Consider the following 24,270-nt stretch of genomic DNA (forward strand, 5'->3'; position numbering starts at 1 on the left):
GGCGATTCGCTGCGACAATGGCCCAGAATATTTGTCAAGCGAGCTGATTAACTGGGCTGAAAAGCATCAAATTACGATGCTCTACATTCAACCAGGTAAACCGACTCAGAATGCTTATGTTGAGCGATTTAATCGAACAGTACGGCATGAATGGCTCGATTTACACCTGTTTGAAAGCGTCGAACATGCACAAGAACTTGCCACTCAGTGGCTTTGGCTTTATAACAACGAACGCCCTAACACGGCTATCGGAGGCATTCCGCCCAAACAATTAACGCAAGCGGTTCATTAATTCTACGAATAACTGCTGCTTAAAATGGGGGAATTACAACACGACTCGACGTACTCGCCCGAAACATGAAGGTAAACCGGCACAAAACCATGGCCATGGAATACTTGGATGAGCAGGCTGCACTGGAGACCGAGCAAACCAAGGAACAACGAGCCGAAGCCAGCCAAGAGGCTGAACTGGCAGCCTAAGACAACAAAGCCCGCTGATGCGGGCTTTGTTTATCTATTCTAACCATCTAAAAATAGGTGGCACTTGTCCTCTAAAAGTCATGTATGCAAATAAATAGCATCCGACTACACAAGCAAGAATGAAAGCAATACCACTAAGAGTTATACCTTCGACTATCAGAAAATATGCAATGATTAAGAATGCGATCACAGTGCAGAACAATATAAACCCCGCACCAACCCTTGCCACCGCACCTAACTTCACTGGTTGGTTTTCTCGATTCATAATTAATAACCTCTATTCATCGGCAAGGTATCTTGCGAACCTGTTTACACCCACTCGTATACCGCTACCAACAGCATTGCCAAATTCATATGCTGCGGTAACGACTGCTCCATTGATCGCTGATGTTCGTCCTACGTAACCCAAAGTAGCGGCTCTAGTTTGAAGGTGAGGCGCAGGCCTAAAACCAGTCTTAGCCCACTGGCCGAATGTCATCCCGCCATTTGTTTTCGCTAATTGCCCTCCAACAAGCATCCCTGTAGCTTTTTTGTCTAAGTCGGCGATAGGACCTAGCACAATACTTGTTTCAGCGTAATTTCGTCGAAAATCTTCTAGGGCACTGGTATCAGTTCTCCCGCCCGTGAAATTAATAACACCTTCAAGGAAACCTTCAGAAAAATCTTCTGATATTCCGTCAGCTACTGCGTTATAACGCCATGCGATACCATCCGCAACGTCCCCAAACATTTCTTTGGTCGCTCCAAAAGCATCGTCAATAAAGCTTTGTTCTCCATTTGTACCAGAACCTCCGCCTTGATCTTGGAAACTAAGAGTAGCCGTCTGTTGCTGACTTCCTATATCGGTGACACTTACAGTTGCATTACCTTTTGTGGCACTCATAGATGTCACACTGCCGTTATCAAAATTAGCAGTGACTGTCGTCCCGTTAGATTTTGTAGATGATATTGAATCGACCTTAATATAGTCGCCACTACCATCACCGGCACTTACATACTTATTACCATCAGAATCAGAGTAGACTTGAGAATCAGCCGACACTTCTATTGTTTCCTTTTCAGGATCGTAGCCAGTTGGGTCAATTCCGGCCAATGGATTATTCATTAAGTAAGAATAAGGATTGATTCCCTGACTACCGCCTTCCATGTGGATCAGAGGATCTACGCTGAGGAATCGGCCTAAATTGTAGTCATACACCCGCCCGTTCATATGAATCAACTGCGCTTCATTAATGTGCTCATGGTCAAAGCTGTATAAAGATACTATTCCTACTAATGGCTAAACTTGCTTACTGCGGAAAGAAATTGTTTAAAATTTACTTTAACACCTGCTTTCTTCATGGCATATGTAATAATCACCGAATAAAGTACATCATCAGAAACTAATAAGTCATTATTGTATTTCTTGAAAAATAGTGAGTTATCATCAAAAGACCATATATCTTTTAAGAATCGCTCTAAATCAAGAACAAAATAGCAAGGGTAGTTTATTTTATTCTTAAGATATATACATGATTTTTTTTCAAATGAAGACCAGTACACATCATATAAGCGTGCGCCTGATGCATCAGACTTAACACCTCTTATTGTCTGTGCAAAAGCTAGCTGGATAGGTTCTGGTAACATTTTATCCAGTTCTTCATGAGCTTCATTTATATCGCTTGGCTTAAGATAAACACTCTCCTCACCCCCTATAGTTGTTGGTGTCAGAGCTAAGTTGTAATATACGGCTGTGCTACCTTCTAATAATACGCCTGTATTAACTTTAATATACGTTTCTTTTACCCTTCCACATGAAACCACTAAAACAGTGAAGAGCATAAGAGTAAGTATTCTTATCATATCGATACCCTATTATTTGTATGAGGTCGGTGTTTTTCAAGATAATTACTTACTTTCAATTCTTTTATTTAAAATAAAATAGCTTATTGAAAGAACTATGCTCACGATAACCACGAAAAACAATCCTTCTAAATCAATAAAATCGAAGTTAGTAGAGTTATTGTTTTTTGGCTTTTGGTCAATAAACTCCCAAGTAACAAATAACAACAGATTAATCCCCACAGCACCAATAACAAAATATATCTTTTTAAGGGGCTTAAAGTATAAACCACATAAAACCATTAGGTAAAAACCTATAATTCCTAACTTTAAAGTATACACAGCAAGATATACTCCATAATAAAATGTAAGCCCAAATGATATGAAAAATATAACTACATAACTTAAAATTAATGTTATTAACGATGCTAATACACTATTAATTAGCTTTATTCCTGTTTTTTGCTTATTTAACATAGTTTTCTCTCCAATATCTTTCCGCCATCTTATCAAGAGCTTTAAATGCCTTGGGGCCATTTATATCGTTACTTTCTGCTAATTGTTTATTTAAAAAGCGTGAAGATGTTGCCTTATTAATACCTATACCATGAGTCCAGATTCCCAGCTTTCCATCTCTTTCAACAACATGACGTGATATTGTCCCAAAGAATAATGCATGGTCTCTCATCGTAACGTTCTGAATGCCACCACTAGGAAGCCTTAATTGTATAACTCTACCAGCAGGAACGTCATAATCTCTGTAATCCGATGTATCTCCCCACAGCGGATTAACAACATATGCGACTACCGGCCTTCCGTCTAAGGCAGCCTCAGCAGGACTTAAATACATGTCAGGGTAACTGAAATTATCTAACACTTCATTTAGTATGTCCGAACTACAACCAGTCCCTCCTAGAGAACAAAATGGCGTAAACTCATCGTAGTGATGGAAGGTAGGGTCATCTGGATCAAACAAAGAATCACCGAACATAGGATCATGGTCAAAATGATTGTCACTAAAGTCATCACCAGAACCTTTATGATCACTATTAAGGAAACTCTGTCCTGTAAGCGTCGACTTGCTACCTTCAGATCCTATTGAAGAAGTATCAGCCATTGAATTATATAAAGACTGGAAAGCCCCATGCATATCCTTGCCGTTACTAGTTTCTACTGTAAATGATTTTCCGTCTTTGGTATTTACTACCGCATTTCCATCCTTAGTAATTTGAATGTTTTCAACATCTTCTGTTTTTATATCTCCAACTTTACAGCTTCCACCTACTTCTACATCAGCACAGGATGTATACCCACTCGGATCTGTCCCTGCAAGTGGATTATTCATGATATAACTGTAAGGATTCATGCTCTGGCTGTTGCCAGGCGCTTGAATGAAAGGGTCAACCGATAGGAATCTACCGAGATTATAATCATACGCGCGTCCATTCATATGAATGCACATGATTATTTATTCATAAATAACATCCTAAGCACAGTCTTTATAACGCTCCAGCGTATTCAAAACATCGCAAATTAATTTTGCTCTTTTTGGATCTCCATTCCAAGCTACTCTTACCGCTGATTCAATCTCTTCGGGGATTGGCTTTTGATACTGTCCTTGTGAAAGCTCATCCATGGTCTCAACGACTTTTTTAGCATTTTCTGTAAATCTTTTACCAATTCCACGAGACCAATTTGATACCTGCGATTGAGGTACACCAGCTTTTTTGGCCAATGCATTCTTGCTCATGTACTGGCACCGCAACAAATTCCGAGCCCTGCTGTTCCCACTTCCGAGCCCAAACCACAAAGACCTCCGAGGGCTGCTGGTGATGCTCCGAATGCCTATCCGAAAAAGCCAAGCGGGGGCTTGGCTTAATAAGTTACTCTTTTATCATTAAATAATTTACTCAGCTATAAATTATCATCCAGTAATTTAATCGACTGAACAATTGACGTTTCTATCTCTTTTGCGGCAGCTCTCCAATTACTTTCTGACTCTTTAGAATTGGGTGTATAGTCAAAACTAAGCTGTAAGTAATGAGTATCGGACAGTTTTGTCACATAATTAGAATTAGGCTGATTACGATAAGTGATATTATAATATACAAATTCTTTTCCATTAATTTCGATCTCTTCATATTTCTTTGGTAATTCCACAACGGCTACACCATCAATATAATTCCCGATCATTTCTTCATGCTCTTTTCTAGTCTGCTCCTTAAGGTGTGTTTTTAAGGCTTGACTATTTTTCAAGGATTCACTATCTGTAATTTGAACTAAAGCAATAAAAGACAAATTTCCATAAGTGCGGCCAATAAAGCGTGACTTCCATCCCCAAACATTTTTTATAAAAATATGAACATTATGTTTATTGTAAATAGACCTATCAGCTATATTCACAGTCGAAGGAATTTCTTTTTCTTTTCCAAAGATAAACTCTTTATCCTGTTCTTTGGCAGGCAGCGAAATTTCTAATACCTTATCACCAAGGTTAATTTTGTGATGAATCATTTGTTCATTTCCAGAATCTTGTTTACTTAAAGTACAGCTTGTAAATAACAATGTTGTCGCTAATAGTACTACAGTTTTCATGGTTGCTCCTAATGAGTATATTCGCACATTTGGCACGGCATTGTATGAGGACTCCAGTAGGGATCATTCTCACTCCCAACCAAAGATGGTGCGTTCCATATAGACCGAATTATTTTGAAAGGATTTGCTGTATTGAGACCGATAATGTTAGGGACTGCATCACCAGGGTGATTTAAAAAGCCTCGAATGCTCACGTTAGAAGATGCCATAATTATTTTGGTCATCCAAGTATTGCTGGCTGATGCATGAAACGCAACTGTAGTATTAGATAAATCTTTTCCTAAATACCTGACAGCTTCTGCAAAAATGGCACCGCCTTGACTATGGGCAACCCACTTTACTCTTATCCTAGCCTTTTGAGTATCATCCAGTACTCTCGCAAGCCCTTTTGCAACATCAGTAGTCCAACCCATTTTATCTCGGAAGGTTTCCCATGAATCCAAAAACACACCTTCTGTTGGGTTATGGTACAGTGTGTATTCTGTAATTTCGTCATCTTCGTATGCATGCTCTAAATGATCACCCATCAGCCCTGCCGCCCTATCAGCTTCATTCAGAATTCCATTTACAGCCGCATGCGCCGTCGTCACAGAATCGACTTCCCCTGCAATCTGCCACTTACCTTTAACTTTAACTACTTTATAAAGTGTTCCGCCAGATGAGGATTTTGAGCTACTACCTCCTCGCCTTTTCTTGATATATCCATCATCTTCAAGCTTACTCATTAACTTTTCAGCTTCTTGACCCTTAATGGCTTTAGGATGATTTAAGTTAACGTATCCATTCGATACTTCGAAGCCAAGTTTGGTTAACACTTGCTCTAACTCTTCCAACGTGCCTGTTTCGCGATCCCATATGGTTTCCCATTTATACCCACTCGGATCCGTCCCTGCCAATGGGTTGTTCATGATGTAGCTGTAGGGGTTCATGGACTGGCTGTTACCAGGGCTTTGAACGAATGGATCAACGGAGAGGAATCGGCCAAGATTGTAGTCGTACGCGCATCCATTCATATGAATCAACTGCGCTTCATCAATGTGCTCATGGTCGGTGAAGCCGCGTTGGGTGAACGGTGTGCCGCTGGCGATGGTCAATAGCGTGGCCGTGGAGCTAGCCTGCATGGTGCCATAGCGCGGCTTGCCAAATGGGTCGTAGCTACGATGCTCCATAATGAGATTGTGGTGGTTGGTTAGCGTTACCACCGAGCCTAAGCGGTCGCGCAAGGTGTAGGTGATGTCGTAGCGCGGTGCTTCCTTGTTGAGTTTGCATGAACGTCCGTGCTTTTATTGGTTTGTTATATAAAGCCAGTCAGTTACAAACTGACTGGCTTTAGCCGCTATGGCGGTTTTTTTATTCTGACAGTTCACTCTACTTTTCTAAACGCGCCAGTAAGCTAGAGGTATCCCAGCGCGAGCCGCCCATTTTTTGCACTTCAGCATAAAACTGATCAACCAACGCAGTAAGTGGCATACTCAGGCCTTGGCGCTCGGCTTCGGTTAACGCAATTTTTAAATCTTTGCGCATCCAGTCAACCGCAAAGCCATGTTCATAGTGTTGTTCCCACATGGTTTTGTAGCGGTTCTTCATCTGCCATGAACCGGCTGCGCCTTGGCTAATCGCATTAATTAATGTATCAGGATCTAACCCAACCTTGCGCGCAAGCTGCAGGCCTTCCGCTAAGCCTTGTACCACCCCGGCTATGCAAATTTGGTTGACCATTTTGGCCAACTGCCCGTGCCCTGCTGGCCCCATATACTCGCGCGTTTTGGCATAACAAGCTAACACGGCATCGGTGCGCTCAAGCGCCTCGCGATCGCCGCCAATCATCGCTGTTAGCACACCGTTTTCGGCCCCCTGTTGCCCACCAGATACCGGCGCATCCAAAAGTCCAATACCTTTGGCATGAGCAGCTTCGGCAAGTTCTTTCGCTAATTCTGCCGAAGCCGTGGTGTGATCAATCAATATACTGCCTTCGCGCATGGCTGCAAGCACACCATGCTCGCCAAACACCACTTGGCGAACATCATCATCGTTGCCGACACACAGCATTACAACGTCAGCATGTGCGGCCGCTTGCGCGGGCGTTTCAGCATACTTACCAGCAAATTGCTGTGCCCATTTTTCTGCTTTTGTGGTGGTGCGGTTATACACTGTGGTGGTAAACCCATTGCTTTGCAAGTGGCCTGCCATGGGGTAGCCCATCACGCCCAAACCAATAAAAGCACATGCTTGACTCATAACTTCGCCCTCTAACTTTTTTGCGCTGCAACCACTGGCAGCGTGACAACTAAGGCATTTGCAACAGCGCTAACTGTTGCTGGCCCATGAAAGTAAATATCGCCGTCTAATTCAATACGGTGCTCGGCATCACCCAAGCTAAACTGCTGGCCAATGGCATACTCTAACTCGGATACCCTATCAACGTGACCACGCCACACATTAAATAAGGCTTTCAGTTGGCACCAACGTGGCATTTTCGGAATACCAATCCAGGCTAACTGCGTGTGTTGCCGTGTGGCCTGTGGGTACACCGTAATACCACCGCCAATACAGCGCCCTAATGCGACAATTTGGCCGTCATCCCAATGTGACGCGTGCCGTATGCGCGAGCGTAATGACTCACGGCCAAATAAATAGCGCAATAACGCGATTGAATAGCTTAATTTGCCAACCGATTGTTTCAGCCAACGTGGCTGCAAAGCCATGAGATCAACACTTAATCCGCACCCCACATGGTTAACAAAGTACTGCTCTTTCATGTGCGAGTTTGCGGGTTGCACACGACCTATTGCTTGTGTCTGCTGTATAACCTCATTGCGCATGCGCCAGCGCCAGTGTGTCAGCCCCTGACTGTATGCAAAGTCATTGCCGGTACCCATAGGAATGGCGCTTAGGGCGGTTGCCGTATGCGCCAACACATTGGCTGCAATATTCATACTGCCGTCACCGCCAATCACCACACACTCGGTGGCGTGTTTGCAGTGCTGACGTAGCTGTTCGATGTCTTGATGACGGCTAGCGGTGCTGGCAAGGGTTGCTACCTTATATTGCTGATGGTTAAAAAACCGTTCATAGGCCTGTGCATAACGCTTGGCACGTTGGCACAACACATTGTAATAAATAACCACGTGCAACTTAGGCATGCCTGATCTGCCAGTGTAAATACCGACCGATATCGACAAATGGCGCTTGGCGGTTGTACTTCAATTCAAGTGCCAACAACTCATCAAAACGCTGTTGGTCACTGCGGTTACGTAAATAATCATGAAAACACCGAACACCGGTTTTTTCCGTAATCGTTAACCCAATCGCACCAATCCACTGCTCCACTTGCTGCGGCGACAACGGCTGCTGTGGGCTCATGCGAACGGTCTTTTTCACGGTTAAGTCAGCCTGCACATAATCAAAATTACCAAAAATAACGTTGGCTAAAATTTTCGCGTCCCGATTGTAAAACATCAATGATAAATGCCCCTGTGGGCTCATTAGTTGTTTTAGCGTATCAAGCGCTAACCGCGGTTCACTCAGCCATTCTAAAACCGCATGACACAGCACCACATCATAGGTTTGCTTGAGGCTTTCAGGCAGCGCTTGCAGCGGCGCCACTAAATAGCGATAGCGCTCAGCAACACCCGCTTTTTGGTGCACCTGTTTGGCCGCCTCAACAATTTCATCAGAAATATCGGTATGGGTAACATCGCAACCTAGCTCAGCAAAACGCATCGACAATTGGCCTAGGCCACCACCCACGTCTAACACGCGCAGCTTTTGCTGCTTAGCCTGTTCATATAAGGGTTGTAAATCACGTTCGAGTACCGCTAAACGCAATTTCCCCTTAGTGGTGGCATAAATATTCTTGGAAAACTTTTGCGTACGACCATCGAAACTGGTGTCTTTGCGCGCTTGTTTTTTCAACATGGGTTCTGCAGCCTAGAAAGCCCAGACTACGCTGGGTTGTCAATATCAATAAAATGATGTGTCACACCAAATTTTTCAGCCAGGTGCTCACCTAAAGCTTTAATGCCATAGCGCTCGGTCGCGTGATGGCCCGCAGCAAAGTAAGCCATACCTTGTTCGACCGCGCTGTGGGTTGTTTGCTCGGAAATCTCGCCACTTAAAAATGCATCGCAGCCAGCAACTGCGGCTTGGTCAATAAAGCCTTGCCCGCCTCCAGTACACCAAGCTATACGCTGTATAGGCTGTGGCGAGTCAATGCGCACCGTTAATGCACGAGATAAACATGCAGAAATATGCGTACCAAGCTGCTGTGACGTAACCGGCTCGGGTAATTCACAATGCATAACCACGCCTTGTGGCTCTACGCTGGCGAGAACTTGTGGTTGTGGCCAACCAAACACCTTGGCTAATTGTGCGTTATTACCAAGTTCGGGGTGAACATCAAGCGGCAAATGGTAAGCAAACAAATTCATATCAGCTTGCAACAACGCTTTAATGCGACGTTGTTTCATACCGGTAATGATTTCGGGCTCATTTTTCCAAAAATAACCATGATGAACCAAAATGGCGTCGGCATTCAGAGCAATTGCTTTATCAATGAGTGCTTGGTTAGCGGTAACGCCCGTAACAATGGTGTAAATTTGTTGACGCCCCTCAATTTGCAGCCCATTCGGACAATAATCACGAATACGCTCAACCTGCAGTAATTCATTGAGATACTGTTGTAATTCTGTACGTCGCACAATGCCCTCTTTTGTTCTATAAAATGCTAATTTCAGCCACCGTTTTAGCACATTTTGTAACTAATTTGCGCATAAAAGTGTCAGCGATTAGACAATGCTCATAAAAAACGGTATAAATTTGAAACACCTTAGTGAACGCGCGTTTATTGTAACGCATTCTTTGTAACGCATGGCCGATAGGATTATATCCATGAGCAAACTTGATAAAGACCAAGTGCTTGCTGATTTTACTGCAGCGTACCAGCAAGCTCACGGTAAAAAGCCAACTATTGAAGCAAAAGGCGGTTGGTACAGTGTTGATGGCGGCAAAAATGTTCGCCTCGCGCAATTAGCTGAAGAAGCTGAAGCACTTGCCGGTGGTAAGTCAGCTGATAAAGCCAAACCAGCGAAAAAAGCTGATTCTGCACCCAAAGCTGCCAAGAAAACTGCGCCAGCTAAAAAGCCAGCGGCGAAAGCAAAAGTGGCAAAATCGGGTGGTGGTTTAACCGCCAAAGAAGCTTGGCGTCAACGGCTCGAGCAAGACGCGACATTGTCTCGCCTGCCGCGTGGTTACGACTAACAGCACTGCGCCCCATCTAAGGATTCAATTATTAAACACACCGTACTCACGTTGAACCCATGAGTACGGTGTTTTTTCATGGACGTATTACCATGCCGCAACCCACCTTTCGTTCCTTTAGCCTCGTCATAATAATAGCGTTGTGTTTGTATTTGCCCTTGTGGGAAAGCTTAGCTGGAGGAGTCTTATGGCGGGTACATTGGCACTCGCCCTTAATGATGGACTACATCAGTAGTTACTTGCGCTTTATTAAACTGGTGATGGTCTTGATAGGTTTGTATTTATTTATTGCCAAGCAACATCTTATTGCGACAACAATCGATCATTGGCTAGCGCGCAAGGTATTTAATTGTTTTGGTTATTTGTTTGGATACACGCAACTTGTGGTGTTGACGCTAGGTGTCTTCGCCATGTTTATATTCCCCACAAATTTCCAGTATGTTCATAGAAACCAAGACGTAGAAGGCGGAACTATTTATGTATACACGGCTGACCCTGGAGCCATGGGTACCGCGTATCATTACGTTTATTTGCAGTGCACTCTGCCACTTAATCGTTACCAATTAACGTATATTGCACAGCTAACATGGATGCGTAATTTTCAGATTGCCGTCGACAACGACGACGTTGTCATTACCGACACGAATAACCCGGAAACGGTTCACCGTCACCCTATTCCTGATTACCCGTGTGCATTGTAAGGCTGTATTGATGGCTCGATGAAGCCACTATTTCTCGCTACTTTTTACCGATGTACAAGGTGATCTCACCCACTTCAATACCAAACTTGTACATTTTTGTACGATTGATCATGTTGTCTTCATCAACCAAATACAGCCAATCATCCAACTGCACTTCGAACGGTTCGCCGTCACGCTGAATAATCAGCGTATAGCTCCAGTTCAATACGTTACCTGCTGTGGTGCCTACGGCTACGTCGGCTACATCGTCAGCACGGCCTTCGTAGGTGTTTTCACCGGTTTTTGTAATACGCCAAATACGCTCTTGGGTGGTGCCATCGGCGTAATAAAATTGCTCATCTAACACGCCATTATTGCCGTTCCAAGTGCCCTGCAAGTCAGCTTTAAAGCGTTGTATTACTTTGCCGCTGTAGTCTTGAACCATGCCATAGGCCACCAAGTCGCCGTTAAAAAACTCTTCTAGCTTCAGCGCAGGTTGTTCGCCCTTATAGTCCTCAATTTGTGTTGAGCAGCCCCATAACGCCATGGCCACGACCACAACACAGAAACCTTTTACAGTGTTCAACATACTCATTGTTGTGCTCCTATCAATTCATTACGCTCGCTTTTAAAGCGAGACTTTTCATCCAGCCAAATGGCTAAAAAGTCGTTGGTAAATTGGGCTGACCTTATCACCCCTAACTCGCCTTCAGGGCCAAAAAACTGGGCGTGACCAGCGGCGGTTTCAACTAAGGTAATGCAGTCGCCTTTTTGTACGTCAGGCCACATTTGTTGCAGTTGTTGCAACCATTGGTTATGAGTGTCGGTTAGCGCAATATTCAGGCGCTGCCATTCTTCCGCTGTGGTGTCGACTAGGTCTTGCGCTTCAATGTCTCGCAAATAACTTAATTGCAAGGCACGCTGCTCGGCGTCTTCATAGGCGCCAGTTTCAGTGCGAAGTTCGGCGTCATAAACATCCCAAAACCAAACCTGTAAACGAGTTTTACCGACTGGTTTGAGTTGATTAAAAGGTTCCACTGCCGTGCACTGCGAGGCGTAAGAAGCTGCCGCGAAAACCATAAGACAGCCAGCAACAATCACTGTCAAACAGGTATTGGCAAGGCGTTTTACTGAAGTCATAGCAGGCTCCGTATATTGTATTTGAAACAGAGCGTTATCAGCCAGGGCGGCACAGTGCTAGTTCTTTTCGGTAACTGCTAGGCGTGGCATGACATACGCAAATATAACCATATATACGGCCCAAAGTGCTGCATAGATTACCCAGAGTAACCATTCTTTTTCTAACAGCTCAGCAGCCCCTAAACGAATACCAATCGCATAAGTTAGCGGGCCTGAGGCAACACCTAACAAAGCGGCCCAAACGGGTCGTCCGGCTAAGTCGGCAAGGGTGTTCATGAGCATAGCCACAAACCCTAGCCACAGCATAATGAGCCACCAGGGTAAGAACCCCCCGTCGAAGCGCAAAATGCCAAGCCCAACCACACTGGCCTCAAGCCCCATACCTAACACGACAAACAAACCGTAGACGCGCCACGAAAACGGCCCGCTACGCAGCGCGACGAAAATTTGCGCCGCGACCAATATTGCTGTAGCCCAAAGCCACTCGGCACGCCCCGCAACCGCACTAAACCAAACTAAATCAAACAAAAACAGGCCCACTAACTTGGGGGCCCATTTCTTCCATTGCGCGGGGTTTAAAAAGCGCATACGGCTAGCGACACTGCGGTTTGGTTGCCACAAGCTGAACTGCAGAAACCGTGCGCTCTAAAAAACCACCTTCGCAATAACAAAGATAATAATTCCACATGCGCCCGAAACGGTCATCGTAGCCATGCTGCTTTAACTGTGGGTGCGCTTTGTTAAAATTCACCCGCCAGTCTTCAAGTGTCTTTGCATAGTCAAAGCCAATGTCATCCACGTTGCGAACCACCATGTCGGTGTGCTTAGTAAACATTTCGGCCATCATGGTTAACGAAGGTAAAAAGCCACCCGGAAAAATGTATTTTTGAATAAAATCAACGGAATTTGCATAGCTACGCATACGTTGGTCAGCAATAGTAATTGCCTGTAACGCCATTTTGCCTTGTGGTTTTAATAACCGGCTACAGGTTTTAAAGAAAGTAGCCATGTATTTACGGCCCACTGCTTCTATCATTTCAACCGACACTAACTTATCGAATTGCCCCTCTAGATCGCGATAGTCTTTCTTTAATAGCGTAATTTTGTCACCCAACCCTTCACGTTCAATTAACGCAGCGGTGTACGCGTGTTGCTCATCTGAAATAGTGGTGGTGGTTACTTTGCAGCCATAGTGTTTGGCAGCGAAAACTGCTAAACCGCCCCACCCGGTGCCAATTTCCAATAAGTGGTCGTTTTCATTCATCTCAAGGCTGTCACACAAGCGCTTCAGTTTATATTGTTGCGCTTCCGCCAAGCTTGCTTGCGCATTTGGGTAAACGGCACTTGAATATTGTAAGGCGGGGTCTAAAAATGCCTTATACAGTTCGTTGCCTAAATCATAATGCGCAGAAATATTCTCTTTGGCTTGGCGCTTCGAATTATTGCGGCGCCAATGCTGAAATTTTTGAATTGGCAGTAACAACCAACTCAACTTAGCTTCGGCCGCATCTAGCGCCGGTAAGTTGCGTGCAAATACTTGTATCACGTGGGTTAAGTTAGGCGTTGTCCAGCTTTCATCCAGAAACAGTTCTGCTGCACCAATACTGCCCCCAAACAAAAAGCGGCGGAAGAAACCTGGTTTCTGAATATCAATTTCAGCTTTCAACTCACTGTCAGCTTGCCCAAAACGTCCAACAACTTGGCCGCGTTCTTTCACCACCAAACAGCCCTCTTGCAGTTGTTTCAGTAGGCCCAAAACAACATTTCGAAATAGCTTGTCCATGGTTGATAAATCACGACGTAAATCGCTTTGCATAGCCGTTAACGCATTTTCTTCGTACATAACCCTTGTTCTCACTTATCAGTATTGGGATGCGAATACAGCGGCGTCCGTTTCAAAAATAGGCGTAAAGCTTGCCAATAAATCGCTGCAACGGTGCCTAGGGTATTCACAGGATACCTAAGTAATACGTTACGAATACTTTTTGAGTTCAATTCAACGCGGGTTAATTTCATGGTCGCGCTAAAGTCGCGCTTATCACTGTGGCAATCCAAGTGCACTAAGCATTTGTTCCCAGGTTCCTGACGCGGCGGCCGCAGTTGCCAATGATATTTCATGTCCATCGGGTTAAACGGCGACACATGAAACGCTTTGTCGGTTATTAATGCCTGCTGCAAGTCCAACACGTAATAGTGGCGCTCGTTCCAAGGGGTGTTACTTACCTCGGCAAGCATATAGCGGTAATCGCTTGCGTCGTCAGTTTGTATGAAGTAGCAATTAATGGGGCTAAAATACAACCCGAAAGTGCGCAACGCGCCTAAAAAGAACACCCGGCCGTGAACCGGCTGCCCCACTAACTGCGAGGTTTTCTCAAGCACCGCGGTGGCAAGATCACCAGTGCTGCCGCGCATATAATCGGCGCGGCGAAACCACAATGGCGCAAACCGCTGCAACGAAAACCAGCGGCTTTGTGCCGCCACGTTTTCTAATTCGTCTAGCGCTAGCCACCACTGGGCAATGCTATATTCAAAAGCATGCTTGGTGGGCCGGTAACGGGCGTGATGAACACGCCCGCGCAGAATTGCGCTAGCTAACATGCCAGTCTGCTCCTAATCGGTTTGCAACATCCACCGCGCTACGTACGCCATCTTCATGAAAACCGTTATACCAATATGCGCCGGTAAAATGGCTGTGGTTTTGGCCGCAAATATCACCTCGTTGCGCCCGCGCACGCATCGATTCGACGCTGTACACTGGGTGGGCATACTCAAAGCTACGCAAAATCTTATCTGGCTGTATGGCTGCGGTGTTATTTAATGTGACACAGAACACTTCAGGCGCCTCAATGCGTTGCAGAATATTCATATTATAGCTAACCGAACTGGGTCGGGTGCGTGCCGCGTCATCATTATGCAATAAATAATTCCAGCTCGCCCATGCACGCTTGTTACGCGGCAATAAACGTACGTCGGTATGCAACACCACGTCATTCATTTGGTACGGAATCGCCCCCAACACAGCTTGTTCGGCGGCTGTAGGTGCCGCCAACAGCGCCAGCGCTTCGTCGCTATGGCAAGCAAAAATAACTTCATCAAAGGCTTGGCTTGGGCCATCTTCAAACTCAATTAAGATATTGCCTTCGGCATGCTCGCGACGATGCACCGCCTTGATCTTGGTTTGGGTATGAATGCGCTCAGCAAATCCTTGGGTTAACGGCTTGATGTATGCACTTGAACCACCATCAATGGTCGCCCATTGCGGCCGATCAGCAACATTCAGCAAACCATGGTTTTCAAAGAACCGTAAAAAGAAACCTAACGGAAAGGCTTCCGCTTCTTGCAAGCTCGCACTCCAAATAGCAGCAACCATTGGCAACAAGTAAAAATCGCTGACCAACGGCGATATCTGTTGTTCCCGTAGAAACTCACCCAAAGTTACTTCGTCTAAATTGGCACCGCTTTGGTGCGCCTTTTTTGCGGCTTTATTAAATTTCAAAATACCTTGAATTAAGCGATGAAAACGCGGTGAAAATAGATTTTTTCGCTGCGCGAATAGCGTGTTTAAGTTGTGCCCGTTGTACTCTAGCCCAGTGTCTGGGTCACGCACACTAAAACTCATTTCTGTGTCTTGCCAGGTCACGCCAATTTCGCGCATCAATGCTCGAAATTTAGGGTACGTACGATCATTAAACACAATAAAACCGGTGTCGACATTGTACGACTCGCCATGAACTTCAACACCCACCGTATGGGTATGGCCGCCCACGTAATCGTTCTTTTCAAACACAGTGACATCATGATTTTTATGCAACAAATAGGCCGATGTTAAGCCTGCAATACCTGAGCCAATAATGGCTATTTTCATGCCGGTTACTCCGCTAAAAACGCTTAGAAATAGCCACTTGCCACGACTGCGGCAAACGCGACAGAAACTTCAAAAACAAACCAAAAGTGGTGGGAAAGGTAATGTCCGTCGATTTTTTCTGAATGCCTTTGATAATTCGCTCAGCAGCAAATTCAACCGATACACGCATTGGCATTTCAAAATCGTTCGCGTCGGTCATTGGCGTTTCGACAAAACCTGGTGATACGGTTTGCACCACGATGCCACGCGGCGCTAGGTCAACCTGCAAACTACGCGCGATATATTGAATAGCAGCTTTAGAGCCGCCGTACGCTTCTGCCCGTGTAAAGGGCAGTAACCGCGCCGTACTGCCAACGAACACCAGTTGTGAGCCACTTTTCAAATTCGGCAATACCGCTTCAACGCAGCGCATCATGCCAAACACATTGACGTCGAAGACACGTTCAAACATCGCAGCTTCAAAGCGCTCTATGTCGACATACTCGCACACGCCTGCCGAGAGAATCACCAGATCTAAGTTGGTAAACGTACTTAACGTCTGCTGCGTTTGATCGGCGTCGCTAACATCGAGGCGTACGCCAGCAATCTGCTTTGGATACAACGCTTCAAGTTCAGCCAACGCGTCGGAATTTCGCCCACAGGCAATGACCGTATGGCCTTGCTGGGCATAACTTAACGCGACTTGTTTGCCAATACCTGAAGTTGCGCCGGTAATTAAAATATTCATGACGATTTAACTCGCGTTTTGATTTTTTCAATCACATAGCCAAGTACCGGCACATGCTCGTACAACATTGCACCGGCGTCGTAATAATCGGTTTGCTGGTAAATTTTGTCTTCGGCAAGTTTTAAATGGCTGGTGCCCGGCACGATTATTTCGCGCCCCTGTGCGAGCTTCGGATGCTTTAAGCGCATTTGCCAAGTCACAAACACATCATCGCCCTGCCGAGCGCGCTCCGCAAACGCAAAGTGACAATAATCAATGCCCTTGATGGTGTTTAAAAAGTACTGTTTCAGGTTATCTAACCCTTCAACATGATGCAGAGGGTCAGTAAAGGTCACATCATCGGTATAGAGATCACCGAGTGCTTCAATACTTTGTTGGTCAAGATTGTCATACAACCGAATTAACTCATCTACAATATCTGCAACATGACTTGACATGATTCCCTCCGGACAAATTCAGCTAAAGTGATTTAAACGCTGCTAACACGCGTTCTCGTGCCTGTTTATGGTCAACCATAGGCTGTGGGTAGTCCGTTCGTCCCTGTTGTTTTAACCAGTTGCCCGGCGCATGAATGTGTTTCGCCGGACAGTCTTTTAACTCATTCACCCATTTACGAATATAACTTCCGTCAGGATCAAACTTTTCGCTCTGCAAGGTCGGGTTAAACACCCGAAAATACGGCGCGGCATCGGTACCCGTTGATGCACTCCACTGCCAACCACCGTTGTTTGCAGCAAAACTGCCGTCGATTAGGTTTTGCATAAAAAAGCGCTCGCCCCAGCGCCAATCAATGAGTAAGTCTTTCACCAAAAAATGCGCAACAATCATGCGCACACGATTATGCATCCAGCCCTCTGCCGCTAATTGACGCATTCCAGCATCTACTAGCGGAAAGCCCGTTTTACCGTCACACCAGCGCTGAAAGCCTTCGTTATCTTGGCGCCATTGCATAGCGTCAGTGTGGCGCAAAAATGCGTGCCCATAACTTAAGCGTGGCACATGGTGCATAAGGTGCGAGTAAAACTCGCGCCAAATAAGCTCGGTAAGCCAAGTGTCAGCGCCTTTGTCCAAGCCAAAGGGAAAGGTTGGGCTTAACTCAGATAACACGGCAGCGGCCTGCCACGGCGACAACAGCCCTATTTCCCAATACGCTGATAAACGCGACGTACTGTCTAGAGCGGGCATATCGCGTTCTGCTGCATAGTGCGAACTTTGGTTGTTCACATAATCGCGCAGCACTTGCTGGGCATTGGCTTCACCTACTGCCCAAGCCGATGAGTCACGACGCGGGTAGTCAATTTCAGGAATGGTTGCCGGCTTAGCGGCCGCGCGCTTCGGTAATGGTGCACTGCGCGGCACCCCATGCTGCGCCACATAATCGCGCCAAGCCCGCGCAAACGGCGTAAACTTCTGATAAACCTGACCGCTTTGGGTGGTCACCACCGGCGGCACAATGACACTACCATGATGCACCTTCAGGGCCACCTGCATAAGCTGTAACACACCCTGCACAGCGCGATCGCGCCGTTGCTCATGCACTGGGTATTCAGCATTAATATGCACTTGGGTGAGTCCGTGCTGCTCAGCAAAACGTTTCACCGATTTACCGGCGGTACGCCAACTATCAATGACCTCTATGTGCAGCAGAACGCCCTGCTCGGCGGCTTCAACCACAAAAGCTTCTAACTGGCGTACATATAAATCCCATTTTATGGGCGCCCAGTCATGCTCATCCATTTGGGCCGGGCATATCAGCAACAATGCTGGAATACACCGCTGCTCGCCATTCACTTCGCTGGCCGCAGCCAACGCGGGGTTTGCGCTAAGGCGCAAGTCGTTGCGCAACCAAACACCGGCATAGTCACTCATAGCGCATACCTTAGTTTTAAGTCAGCTGGGTACGGGTTCAAATAGCGCTGGCCCTGCAAATAGTCGTTGGGAAACTCGCGCAAATAATGGCGTAACAAGGTCAACGGCGCCAACAAAGGCTGCACGCCGTCGTGATAGTCCATAATGAGTGTGCTAAGTTCTGCTTTTTGATCTTTGTTTAAATGGTTACCAAAGTAGCCTTGAATATGCTGCAACACATTGGTGTGATTGGCTCGTGTTGCGGGCTGCCCAAGTGCTGCCATAATGCCTTCGATGTATTGCTTCGCAAAATTTTCGTCTAGTTGCTGCTGATCAGCTAGTTGCCGGCCAAGCGCACGATACTGCTGTTGATTATGCGCCAGTAGCAACAGCTTCAGTTCCGTATGAAACGCTAATACATCGGCCTTCTTTAGCGGCCGCGGCAACTGCTGCCAGGCGTGATAAACGAACACGCGCATGACAAAGTTTTCGCGCAAAGGCGCGTCATTTAAGCGGCCGTCCTCTTCTAACGGCAACGCTGGGTGTAACTCACGTAACCGGCGCACAAAAATACCTTGGGCTTCTTTTTTGGCGTAGCCGGTGGCTGGGTCGTATAACTTTACCCGCTCCATACCGCAACTCGGCGACTTGGCACATAAAACGTAACCACTTAATTGGCGTAAATGAGGTTGTGCTTTATCGGCAAACTGACTCAATTGCTCAGTCACATCAGCACCGGTTTTCGGCACCACTGCGCGTACTTCACCGGCGTGATTCTCTAACCGAATGGTCGGCCGCGGCACTGGCATGCCAATGCCCACTTCTGGGCACAACTTCACGAACTCAACATGCCGAATCAGTTCATCAGCACAAAACGCTGAGCGTTTATGGCCGCCGTCAAAGCGTACCTCGTCCCCTAACAAACACGCGCTAATTCCTACTTTTATGGTCACCGCTTTGCTCCTTTTAAATCGTTCCATTGAATTACGTATTCTATTGCAGTTTAGATTGACGAAAAGTCAAAGAATTTTCCATAAATCTGATCATGTATGAATCCATTTCTGTTGCCACCGCGTAACCTCTTGCATGATGACTCAAAAGGTACGGTAAAGATGACTGATCGGCTGACAGACGCCCACTTAAATATGCCGCTTTTCCCGCTGTCTGGGCACGTATTGCCGGGCGGCACCATGCGTTTGCGCATTTTCGAGCCGCGTTACATTCGTATGGTGAAAGAAGCCTGCAACGGTACCTCTTGTAACCCTATTGGCATGTGTATGTTGAATGACCAAGGTCAAGTTGACAACAATACGCACATACACCCTATTGGCACCGCGGTGACTATTGTTGATTTTGAGCAGCTAAAAGACGGCTTGCTTGGTATTACCGTGGCTGGTCAAGGTTTGTTTAAAGTGCAACAAATTGAGGTGCAAGACGACGGCCTGCGTGTTGGCCATGTGTGTCGCTTAAGCGGTTGGGCACCGCAGCCGCTTGCTGAGCAAGACCAGTTTTTGGCCACCCAGCTTGAAGAAATTTATAAAACCTACCCCGAGCTGGCCGTTGAGTACTGTACAGAGGATTTGCAGCAAGCAGATTGGGTATGCTTGCGGTGGCTAGAGATACTTCCAATTTCTGCAACTGCAAAACAGGAGCTTTTGCAACACGATGACTGCAATGCGGCGCTCGAATTTTTACGAGATTTAGTCCTAGAAAGTAAACAATGATCCGTTTCAACTTATGCTGCGTAATTAAGCCTAAGTATCGGAAAGTTCAGGTTGTATAAATCGGTGAGTATAGACTACTATGCAAACAGTAATAACACAGACTAAAAAACGAGAAACTATGCCCCCTGCGCAGCCGGATAATGCCGAACATGCTGCCGAATTACTCGCGAAAGTAGCTTCAGAGCAATCGCGGGCCGCTTTTAGTGAGTTATTTCGCTATTTTGCGCCACGTTTGCAAGCCTATGCCACGCGCCAATTTGGTAACGAACAAACCGCCATGGACTTGGTGCAAGAAACCATGAGCAATGTGTGGCACAAAGCCCATCTGTTTAAACCCGATCGTGGTTCTGCTGCGACTTGGATTTTTACCATTGCCAGAAACATTCGGTTTGATTTTTTGCGCAAGAACAAGCACCGCCAGTACGACTTAAGTGCTGACGATTTGTGGCCGGTTCTTGCCGAAACCAATGACTCGCTTGATGACGATTATGCATTGGACGACGATTTGCTGTTGCAACAGCTGTCCGTATTTTGTGAACAGCTACCAAACGCCCAGCGTACCGTTATTGAGCTGATTTACATTGAAGGGAAATCTCAGCAGGAAGTCGCGGATGCACTTCAGATTCCGTTGGGTACTGTGAAATCACGAACCCGTTTAGCCTTACAGAAGTTGAAAGAGTTGATAAAGCACGATGATTAAATTCCATCCTTCAGAGCAGCACTTGGTGCTATATACCGCTGGTGAATTGAGTCCTGCCATGTTGATGATGGTAGGCACCCACGTTGATATGTGCTCACATTGCCAAGCTCATGTACGCGACATTGAACAGCAATTAGCGCGTAAACTGTTTGGCGATGTTGAAAAGCAACCTGTGGAACGAAATAGCTCGCTTGATGAGCAAGCCATGCTACAAGCTATTTTCAACTCACAGCCAGCTACTGAAACTGGGGTTGTTGCGGCAAATGACAGCCTATACCTTGAAGGGAATCACTTTAAGCTACCCGCAACCCTTGCGCGCAATTCGCACCGCATTGGCGACTGGAGCCGCTTGCCAGGCAAATTGTGGCGTGCACCGGTAACTGTTGGCGGCGAAGAAATGCTTAACTTCATCTACATGGCGGAAAACGCGAGCTTACCTGAGCACACCCACAAAGGTAACGAAGCAACCTTAGTGGTCAACGGTGTGTTTAACGATGAGAATAACGAGTATCGTGACGGTGACTTTGTGTTGCTAGATAACCACCACAAGCACTCGCCAGCAACGCAAAACGAAGATTGTTTAACGCTTGCAGCACTTGAAGGCCCACTACACTTTACCTCAGGCCTTAGCCGATTGCTGAACCCGTTTAGTAGCTTATTCTTTAAATAGAAAGCCTAAATAGAAAGCTTAAATGATAAAAAAGCCGCTCAATGAGCGGCTTTTTTAATTAATCAGCAACTTTTGCCTGACTAACGCGTTGTTTCAGCTTTTGCCCTGGACGGAATGTCACCACCCGTCGCGCAGAAATTGGAATATCTTCGCCGGTTTTAGGATTACGGCCTGGACGTTGGTTTTTAGTTCGTAATTCAAAATTACCGAAACCCGAAAGTTTCACTTCCTCACCACTTTCCAGTGCTCGTCGAATTTCCTCAAAGAAGTTTTCGACCAGATCTTTCGCATCGCGTTTATTTAAGCCAAATTTCTCAAACAAATGCTCTGCCATTTCTGCTTTGGTCAGCGCCATAGCTTACTCCCTTAGGGTTGCCCCGAACTCAGATGTTAGCATGTCAACAACCGCTGCAACGGCTGTGTTGATTTCACTGTCTTCAAGTGTGCGCTCTGGGTTTTGTAGAATTAACGATAACGCTAAGCTACGGTGACCTTCAGTAACGCCAGCCCCTTGATATACATCGAATAAGTTTAGGCTAACTAAGTTGTTTACGCCAATATTTTCAATCGCCGCTAAAATTTCGCCTGCCGCAATGGTGTCTTTTACCACAATTGCTAAGTCACGACGAATTGACGGATACTTCGACACCGGTTGTGCTTGCGGTACCGCGCGGGCCGAAATAGCCGCAAGTTCAAGTTCAAATACAAACGTACGACCGTTTAAGCCGAGTTTCTTCTCAAACTGCGGATGCACCGCACCCACATAGCCAACCCGCTTTTCACCACGGAAAATAGCGGCTGACTGGCCTGGGTGCAGCGCCGGGTGTTGGTCGGCCACAAAGCGGAACTGGTGTGCCGCGCCAGTTAATGCCAATATGGCTTCAACGTCGCCTTTAATATCATAAAAATCAACGGCGCGCTCACCGTCAGACCAATGCTCTGGCGCTGCTTTACCGGCCCGAACACCTGCGATCATAGGTTGTTGTACCACACCGTTTTCGGCGTTTTCGTCTGGCAAAAAGCGTAATCCGGTTTCACAAAACGCAAGGCTTTGCTGCTGACGTTTCTGGTTGTGAGCCACAGCACCAATCAAGCCTGGCCACAAGCTTACGCGCATCGACGACATTTCCACCGAAATTGGGAATGGCAGCGTCAAAGCAGCCGTGTCGTCAAACAATAGCGCTTGGTGTTTCGGGTCAACAAAACTATAAGTAATCGCTTCTTGATAGCCACGATCAAGCAAGGTGCGCTTGAAGCTAGTCGCTGTCAGCTGTGCTTCTTGACGAGGAATCATGCGCAGCTGTGCCGCCGGTGCAGCCGCCTGAATACGGTGGTAACCGTAAATACGCGCTACTTCTTCAATTAAGTCTTCTTCAATGCTGATGTCAAAGCGGAACGTCGGTACACTAACCTGCCAACCTTCGGCATTTGTGGTTACCGCAAAACCTAAGCGTTGCAAAATCTCGGTCACTTCGTCTGCGGCAATGCTTATACCTAATACGCGAGCCAAGCGCTCTGAGCGTAAAGTAACTTGCGCGGCCTGTGGCAACGCAGCATCATCTTTCGCTTCAACAATTGGGCCGGCTTCGCCGCCACAAATCTCTAGCAATAACGCAGTGGCGCGTTCCATTGCCGTACGTTGTAGTTCTGGGTCAACACCACGCTCATAACGGTGCGAAGCATCGGTGTGTAAGCCGAAACGACGTGCACGACCAGCGATAGCGTCAGGGCTGAAAAACGCACTTTCTAAAAATACGTTGGTGGTCGCCTCTGTAACACCACTGCCCTCACCGCCGAAAATACCGGCCATGGCTAATGGCTTTTGCTCGTCGGCAATCACCAGTACGTCATTTTGTAACACCACTTCGGTGCCATCTAGCAGCGTCAGCTTTTCGTCGGCATGGGCCATACGCACATGCACAGCACCTTGCAGCTTGTCATTGTCAAACGCATGCATTGGGTGGCCAAGCTCAAGCAGCACGTAGTTGGTAATATCAACCACAGGGTCAATGCTACGAATACCGCTACGGCGCAAACGCTCTTGCAGCCACAGTGGCGAGTCTGCCTGCACATTAACGTTGCGCACCACACGGCCCAAATAGCGTGGGCATGCAGCTGGCGCATCAAGCACCACGGCACGTTGTTCGTCGGTTGTCGGCGCGACCGCGTCAATAACGGGCGCGGTCACTTCAATGCGATTTAATACGCCCACTTCACGGGCAATACCGCGAATACCTAAGCAGTCGGCGCGGTTTGGTGTTAAATCTACGTCCAAAACAACGTCGTTTAAGTCTAAATACTCACGGTAGTCCATGCCCACAGGTGCGTCGGCTGGTAATTCTATAATACCGTCGTGGTCGTCGCTTAGTCCCAACTCAGAGTTTGAGCACAACATGCCGTGTGAAGGCTGACCACGTAACTTTGCTTTCTTAATTTTGAAATCGCCCGGCAACACAGCGCCAACCGTGGCAACCGCTACTTTCAGGCCTTGGCGACAGTTCGGAGCACCACACACAATGGTGGTTGGCTCGTCGGTGCCTAAATTCACTTCGGTTACTTGCAGTTTATCGGCATCTGGGTGCTGCCAGCATTTCACCACTTCACCCACAACCACGCCTGAAAACACTTCAGCAACCGGCTCAATGCCGTCTACTTCAAGGCCTGCCATGCTTAATTGCTCTGACAATGCCACACTGTCTAATGTTGGATTAACCCAGGTACGTAACCACTGTTCACTAAATTTCATTTGCTAACCTGCGGC

At 46.6% G+C, this 24,270-nt stretch carries 29 protein-coding genes and 1 pseudogene; 7 read left to right on the forward strand and 23 right to left on the reverse strand.

All coding sequences use genetic code 11. The features are described 5' to 3' along the window. A partial coding sequence (locus BM334_RS11560; protein WP_141656140.1) for an integrase core domain-containing protein occupies positions 1 to 292 on the forward strand: 292 nt, incomplete at its 5' end. A 65-nt stretch (positions 293 to 357) separates the two neighbouring features. After that, positions 358 to 480 (forward strand): hypothetical protein, encoded by a 123-nt coding sequence (locus tag BM334_RS12865; RefSeq protein WP_256209452.1) that lies wholly within the window; start codon positions 358 to 360, stop codon positions 478 to 480. Positions 481 to 757: 277 nt separating this feature from the next. Here the strand turns inward: BM334_RS12865 and BM334_RS11570 are convergent, their stop codons facing one another. The 11 genes and pseudogenes from BM334_RS11570 to BM334_RS11620 all read right to left on the reverse strand — a co-directional run bounded on the left by BM334_RS11570 (position 758) and on the right by BM334_RS11620 (position 9,596). Next, the gene (locus BM334_RS11570; RefSeq protein ID WP_338052172.1) at positions 758 to 1,747 is read right to left on the reverse strand and encodes an RHS repeat-associated core domain-containing protein; all 990 of its coding nucleotides are present in this window, start codon (positions 1,745 to 1,747) and stop codon (positions 758 to 760) included. A 5-nt stretch (positions 1,748 to 1,752) separates the two neighbouring features. Next, positions 1,753 to 2,322, reverse strand: a complete 570-nt coding sequence (locus BM334_RS11575; protein WP_092841910.1) for a hypothetical protein — start codon at positions 2,320 to 2,322, stop codon at positions 1,753 to 1,755. 45 nt (positions 2,323 to 2,367) lie between these two features. Further along, positions 2,368 to 2,778, reverse strand: a complete 411-nt coding sequence (locus BM334_RS11580; protein ID WP_092841912.1) for a hypothetical protein — start codon at positions 2,776 to 2,778, stop codon at positions 2,368 to 2,370. A gap of 814 nt (positions 2,779 to 3,592) precedes the next feature. After that, positions 3,593 to 3,757: pseudogene (locus BM334_RS13025) on the reverse strand (RHS repeat-associated core domain-containing protein); the annotation flags it as partial. Positions 3,758 to 3,787: 30 nt separating this feature from the next. Then, positions 3,788 to 4,051, reverse strand: a complete 264-nt coding sequence (locus BM334_RS11590) for a hypothetical protein (RefSeq protein ID WP_092841914.1) — start codon at positions 4,049 to 4,051, stop codon at positions 3,788 to 3,790. A gap of 164 nt (positions 4,052 to 4,215) precedes the next feature. After that, complete coding sequence (locus tag BM334_RS11595; RefSeq protein WP_055438860.1) at positions 4,216 to 4,896, reverse strand: hypothetical protein; 681 nt, start codon at positions 4,894 to 4,896, stop codon at positions 4,216 to 4,218. 8 nt (positions 4,897 to 4,904) lie between these two features. Then, positions 4,905 to 6,065, reverse strand: a complete 1,161-nt coding sequence (locus tag BM334_RS11600) for an RHS repeat domain-containing protein (protein WP_092841916.1) — start codon at positions 6,063 to 6,065, stop codon at positions 4,905 to 4,907. Between the two features lie 199 nt (positions 6,066 to 6,264). After that, a complete protein-coding gene (locus BM334_RS11605) occupies positions 6,265 to 7,134 on the reverse strand; it encodes an NAD(P)-dependent oxidoreductase (RefSeq protein ID WP_092841919.1) in 870 nt (289 codons plus the stop codon). Positions 7,135 to 7,145: 11 nt separating this feature from the next. Next, entirely contained in the window at positions 7,146 to 8,039 is an 894-nt protein-coding gene (locus tag BM334_RS11610; RefSeq protein ID WP_092841921.1) for a diacylglycerol/lipid kinase family protein, read from the reverse strand. Then, on the reverse strand, positions 8,032 to 8,814 hold the full coding sequence (locus tag BM334_RS11615; protein ID WP_092841923.1) for a methyltransferase domain-containing protein: 783 nt from the start codon (positions 8,812 to 8,814) through the stop codon (positions 8,032 to 8,034). The genes BM334_RS11610 and BM334_RS11615 overlap by 8 nt, the downstream gene beginning before the upstream one ends. 26 nt (positions 8,815 to 8,840) lie before the next feature. Beyond that, the gene (locus BM334_RS11620) at positions 8,841 to 9,596 is read right to left on the reverse strand and encodes a Nif3-like dinuclear metal center hexameric protein (protein WP_092841924.1); all 756 of its coding nucleotides are present in this window, start codon (positions 9,594 to 9,596) and stop codon (positions 8,841 to 8,843) included. A 190-nt stretch (positions 9,597 to 9,786) separates the two neighbouring features. Between BM334_RS11620 and BM334_RS11625 the strand changes: the two genes are divergently transcribed. Together BM334_RS11625 and BM334_RS11630 are read left to right on the forward strand one after the other, a co-directional pair. Continuing rightward, on the forward strand, positions 9,787 to 10,155 hold the full coding sequence (locus BM334_RS11625; RefSeq protein WP_092841926.1) for a hypothetical protein: 369 nt from the start codon (positions 9,787 to 9,789) through the stop codon (positions 10,153 to 10,155). A 59-nt stretch (positions 10,156 to 10,214) separates the two neighbouring features. Continuing rightward, positions 10,215 to 10,856: a hypothetical protein gene (locus BM334_RS11630; RefSeq protein WP_126801852.1), complete on the forward strand. Its 642-nt coding sequence runs from the start codon at positions 10,215 to 10,217 to the stop codon at positions 10,854 to 10,856. A 37-nt stretch (positions 10,857 to 10,893) separates the two neighbouring features. Here BM334_RS11630 and BM334_RS11635 read toward each other — a convergent pair whose 3' ends face one another. Genes BM334_RS11635 through BM334_RS11680 form a run of 10 tightly spaced genes read right to left on the reverse strand, consistent with a single transcriptional unit; the run spans position 10,894 to position 19,395 of the window. Further along, entirely contained in the window at positions 10,894 to 11,430 is a 537-nt protein-coding gene (locus BM334_RS11635; protein ID WP_198677386.1) for a DUF3833 domain-containing protein, read from the reverse strand. After that, the gene (locus BM334_RS11640) at positions 11,427 to 11,975 is read right to left on the reverse strand and encodes a chalcone isomerase family protein (protein ID WP_241970990.1); all 549 of its coding nucleotides are present in this window, start codon (positions 11,973 to 11,975) and stop codon (positions 11,427 to 11,429) included. Before BM334_RS11640 ends, BM334_RS11635 begins: the two co-directional genes overlap by 4 nt. Positions 11,976 to 12,032: 57 nt before the next feature. Beyond that, the gene (locus BM334_RS11645) at positions 12,033 to 12,596 is read right to left on the reverse strand and encodes a DUF2878 domain-containing protein (RefSeq protein ID WP_092841929.1); all 564 of its coding nucleotides are present in this window, start codon (positions 12,594 to 12,596) and stop codon (positions 12,033 to 12,035) included. After that, a complete protein-coding gene (locus BM334_RS11650; protein ID WP_241970991.1) occupies positions 12,568 to 13,818 on the reverse strand; it encodes an SAM-dependent methyltransferase in 1,251 nt (416 codons plus the stop codon). The genes BM334_RS11645 and BM334_RS11650 overlap by 29 nt, the downstream gene beginning before the upstream one ends. Before the next feature lie 11 nt (positions 13,819 to 13,829). Further along, on the reverse strand, positions 13,830 to 14,573 hold the full coding sequence (locus tag BM334_RS11655; protein WP_092841931.1) for a DUF1365 domain-containing protein: 744 nt from the start codon (positions 14,571 to 14,573) through the stop codon (positions 13,830 to 13,832). After that, positions 14,563 to 15,840, reverse strand: a complete 1,278-nt coding sequence (locus BM334_RS11660) for an NAD(P)/FAD-dependent oxidoreductase (protein ID WP_092841933.1) — start codon at positions 15,838 to 15,840, stop codon at positions 14,563 to 14,565. Before BM334_RS11660 ends, BM334_RS11655 begins: the two co-directional genes overlap by 11 nt. A 13-nt stretch (positions 15,841 to 15,853) precedes the next feature. After that, positions 15,854 to 16,567 carry an SDR family NAD(P)-dependent oxidoreductase gene (locus tag BM334_RS11665; RefSeq protein WP_092841935.1) on the reverse strand — a complete coding sequence of 238 codons (714 nt, stop codon included), beginning with the start codon at positions 16,565 to 16,567 and terminating at the stop codon, positions 15,854 to 15,856. Further along, positions 16,564 to 17,004, reverse strand: a complete 441-nt coding sequence (locus tag BM334_RS11670; protein WP_055437826.1) for a nuclear transport factor 2 family protein — start codon at positions 17,002 to 17,004, stop codon at positions 16,564 to 16,566. Before BM334_RS11670 ends, BM334_RS11665 begins: the two co-directional genes overlap by 4 nt. A 22-nt stretch (positions 17,005 to 17,026) precedes the next feature. Beyond that, positions 17,027 to 18,436: a cryptochrome/photolyase family protein gene (locus BM334_RS11675; protein ID WP_092841937.1), complete on the reverse strand. Its 1,410-nt coding sequence runs from the start codon at positions 18,434 to 18,436 to the stop codon at positions 17,027 to 17,029. After that, the gene (locus tag BM334_RS11680; protein WP_092841939.1) at positions 18,433 to 19,395 is read right to left on the reverse strand and encodes a YbgA family protein; all 963 of its coding nucleotides are present in this window, start codon (positions 19,393 to 19,395) and stop codon (positions 18,433 to 18,435) included. Before BM334_RS11680 ends, BM334_RS11675 begins: the two co-directional genes overlap by 4 nt. Before the next feature lie 132 nt (positions 19,396 to 19,527). On the opposite strand from BM334_RS11680, the gene BM334_RS11685 reads away from it, so the two are divergent. The 3 genes from BM334_RS11685 to BM334_RS11695 all read left to right on the forward strand — a co-directional run bounded on the left by BM334_RS11685 (position 19,528) and on the right by BM334_RS11695 (position 21,509). Then, the gene (locus BM334_RS11685) at positions 19,528 to 20,139 is read left to right on the forward strand and encodes an LON peptidase substrate-binding domain-containing protein (protein ID WP_241970993.1); all 612 of its coding nucleotides are present in this window, start codon (positions 19,528 to 19,530) and stop codon (positions 20,137 to 20,139) included. A gap of 118 nt (positions 20,140 to 20,257) precedes the next feature. Next, positions 20,258 to 20,839, forward strand: coding sequence for a sigma-70 family RNA polymerase sigma factor (locus BM334_RS11690; protein WP_241970994.1), 582 nt, complete (start codon positions 20,258 to 20,260; stop codon positions 20,837 to 20,839). Further along, positions 20,832 to 21,509, forward strand: a complete 678-nt coding sequence (locus BM334_RS11695; protein WP_092841943.1) for a ChrR family anti-sigma-E factor — start codon at positions 20,832 to 20,834, stop codon at positions 21,507 to 21,509. Before BM334_RS11690 ends, BM334_RS11695 begins: the two co-directional genes overlap by 8 nt. Before the next feature lie 58 nt (positions 21,510 to 21,567). Here the strand turns inward: BM334_RS11695 and BM334_RS11700 are convergent, their stop codons facing one another. Both BM334_RS11700 and pheT read right to left on the reverse strand, forming a co-directional pair. Then, positions 21,568 to 21,864 (reverse strand): integration host factor subunit alpha, encoded by a 297-nt coding sequence (locus tag BM334_RS11700; RefSeq protein WP_092841945.1) that lies wholly within the window; start codon positions 21,862 to 21,864, stop codon positions 21,568 to 21,570. 3 nt (positions 21,865 to 21,867) lie between these two features. Then, entirely contained in the window at positions 21,868 to 24,255 is a 2,388-nt protein-coding gene (gene pheT / locus BM334_RS11705) for a phenylalanine--tRNA ligase subunit beta (protein ID WP_092841947.1), read from the reverse strand. Between the last annotated feature and the right edge of the window lie 15 nt (positions 24,256 to 24,270).

The organism is Pseudidiomarina donghaiensis, assembly GCF_900116895.1.
Classification (GTDB): domain Bacteria; phylum Pseudomonadota; class Gammaproteobacteria; order Enterobacterales; family Alteromonadaceae; genus Pseudidiomarina; species Pseudidiomarina donghaiensis.

Coding starts and splice junctions, on each gene's coding strand:
- BM334_RS11635 (WP_198677386.1), bottom strand. CDS start 11,430: ATGAGTATGTTGAACACTGTAAAAGGTTTCTGTGTTGTGGTCGTGGCC.
- BM334_RS11605 (WP_092841919.1), bottom strand. CDS start 7,134: ATGAGTCAAGCATGTGCTTTTATTGGTTTGGGCGTGATGGGCTACCCC.
- BM334_RS11615 (WP_092841923.1), bottom strand. CDS start 8,814: ATGTTGAAAAAACAAGCGCGCAAAGACACCAGTTTCGATGGTCGTACG.
- BM334_RS11650 (WP_241970991.1), bottom strand. CDS start 13,818: ATGTACGAAGAAAATGCGTTAACGGCTATGCAAAGCGATTTACGTCGT.
- BM334_RS11590 (WP_092841914.1), bottom strand. CDS start 4,051: ATGAGCAAGAATGCATTGGCCAAAAAAGCTGGTGTACCTCAATCGCAG.
- BM334_RS12865 (WP_256209452.1), top strand. CDS start 358: ATGAAGGTAAACCGGCACAAAACCATGGCCATGGAATACTTGGATGAG.
- BM334_RS11625 (WP_092841926.1), top strand. CDS start 9,787: ATGAGCAAACTTGATAAAGACCAAGTGCTTGCTGATTTTACTGCAGCG.
- BM334_RS11610 (WP_092841921.1), bottom strand. CDS start 8,039: ATGCCTAAGTTGCACGTGGTTATTTATTACAATGTGTTGTGCCAACGT.
- BM334_RS11580 (WP_092841912.1), bottom strand. CDS start 2,778: ATGTTAAATAAGCAAAAAACAGGAATAAAGCTAATTAATAGTGTATTA.
- BM334_RS11665 (WP_092841935.1), bottom strand. CDS start 16,567: ATGAATATTTTAATTACCGGCGCAACTTCAGGTATTGGCAAACAAGTC.
- BM334_RS11655 (WP_092841931.1), bottom strand. CDS start 14,573: ATGTTAGCTAGCGCAATTCTGCGCGGGCGTGTTCATCACGCCCGTTAC.
- BM334_RS11630 (WP_126801852.1), top strand. CDS start 10,215: ATGAGTACGGTGTTTTTTCATGGACGTATTACCATGCCGCAACCCACC.
- BM334_RS11575 (WP_092841910.1), bottom strand. CDS start 2,322: ATGATAAGAATACTTACTCTTATGCTCTTCACTGTTTTAGTGGTTTCA.
- BM334_RS11680 (WP_092841939.1), bottom strand. CDS start 19,395: ATGGAACGATTTAAAAGGAGCAAAGCGGTGACCATAAAAGTAGGAATT.
- BM334_RS11675 (WP_092841937.1), bottom strand. CDS start 18,436: ATGAGTGACTATGCCGGTGTTTGGTTGCGCAACGACTTGCGCCTTAGC.
- BM334_RS11595 (WP_055438860.1), bottom strand. CDS start 4,896: ATGAAAACTGTAGTACTATTAGCGACAACATTGTTATTTACAAGCTGT.
- BM334_RS11600 (WP_092841916.1), bottom strand. CDS start 6,065: ATGGAGCATCGTAGCTACGACCCATTTGGCAAGCCGCGCTATGGCACC.
- BM334_RS11660 (WP_092841933.1), bottom strand. CDS start 15,840: ATGAAAATAGCCATTATTGGCTCAGGTATTGCAGGCTTAACATCGGCC.
- BM334_RS11670 (WP_055437826.1), bottom strand. CDS start 17,004: ATGTCAAGTCATGTTGCAGATATTGTAGATGAGTTAATTCGGTTGTAT.
- BM334_RS11700 (WP_092841945.1), bottom strand. CDS start 21,864: ATGGCGCTGACCAAAGCAGAAATGGCAGAGCATTTGTTTGAGAAATTT.
- BM334_RS11695 (WP_092841943.1), top strand. CDS start 20,832: ATGATTAAATTCCATCCTTCAGAGCAGCACTTGGTGCTATATACCGCT.
- BM334_RS11690 (WP_241970994.1), top strand. CDS start 20,258: ATGCCCCCTGCGCAGCCGGATAATGCCGAACATGCTGCCGAATTACTC.
- pheT (WP_092841947.1), bottom strand. CDS start 24,255: ATGAAATTTAGTGAACAGTGGTTACGTACCTGGGTTAATCCAACATTA.
- BM334_RS11685 (WP_241970993.1), top strand. CDS start 19,528: ATGACTGATCGGCTGACAGACGCCCACTTAAATATGCCGCTTTTCCCG.
- BM334_RS11640 (WP_241970990.1), bottom strand. CDS start 11,975: ATGACTTCAGTAAAACGCCTTGCCAATACCTGTTTGACAGTGATTGTT.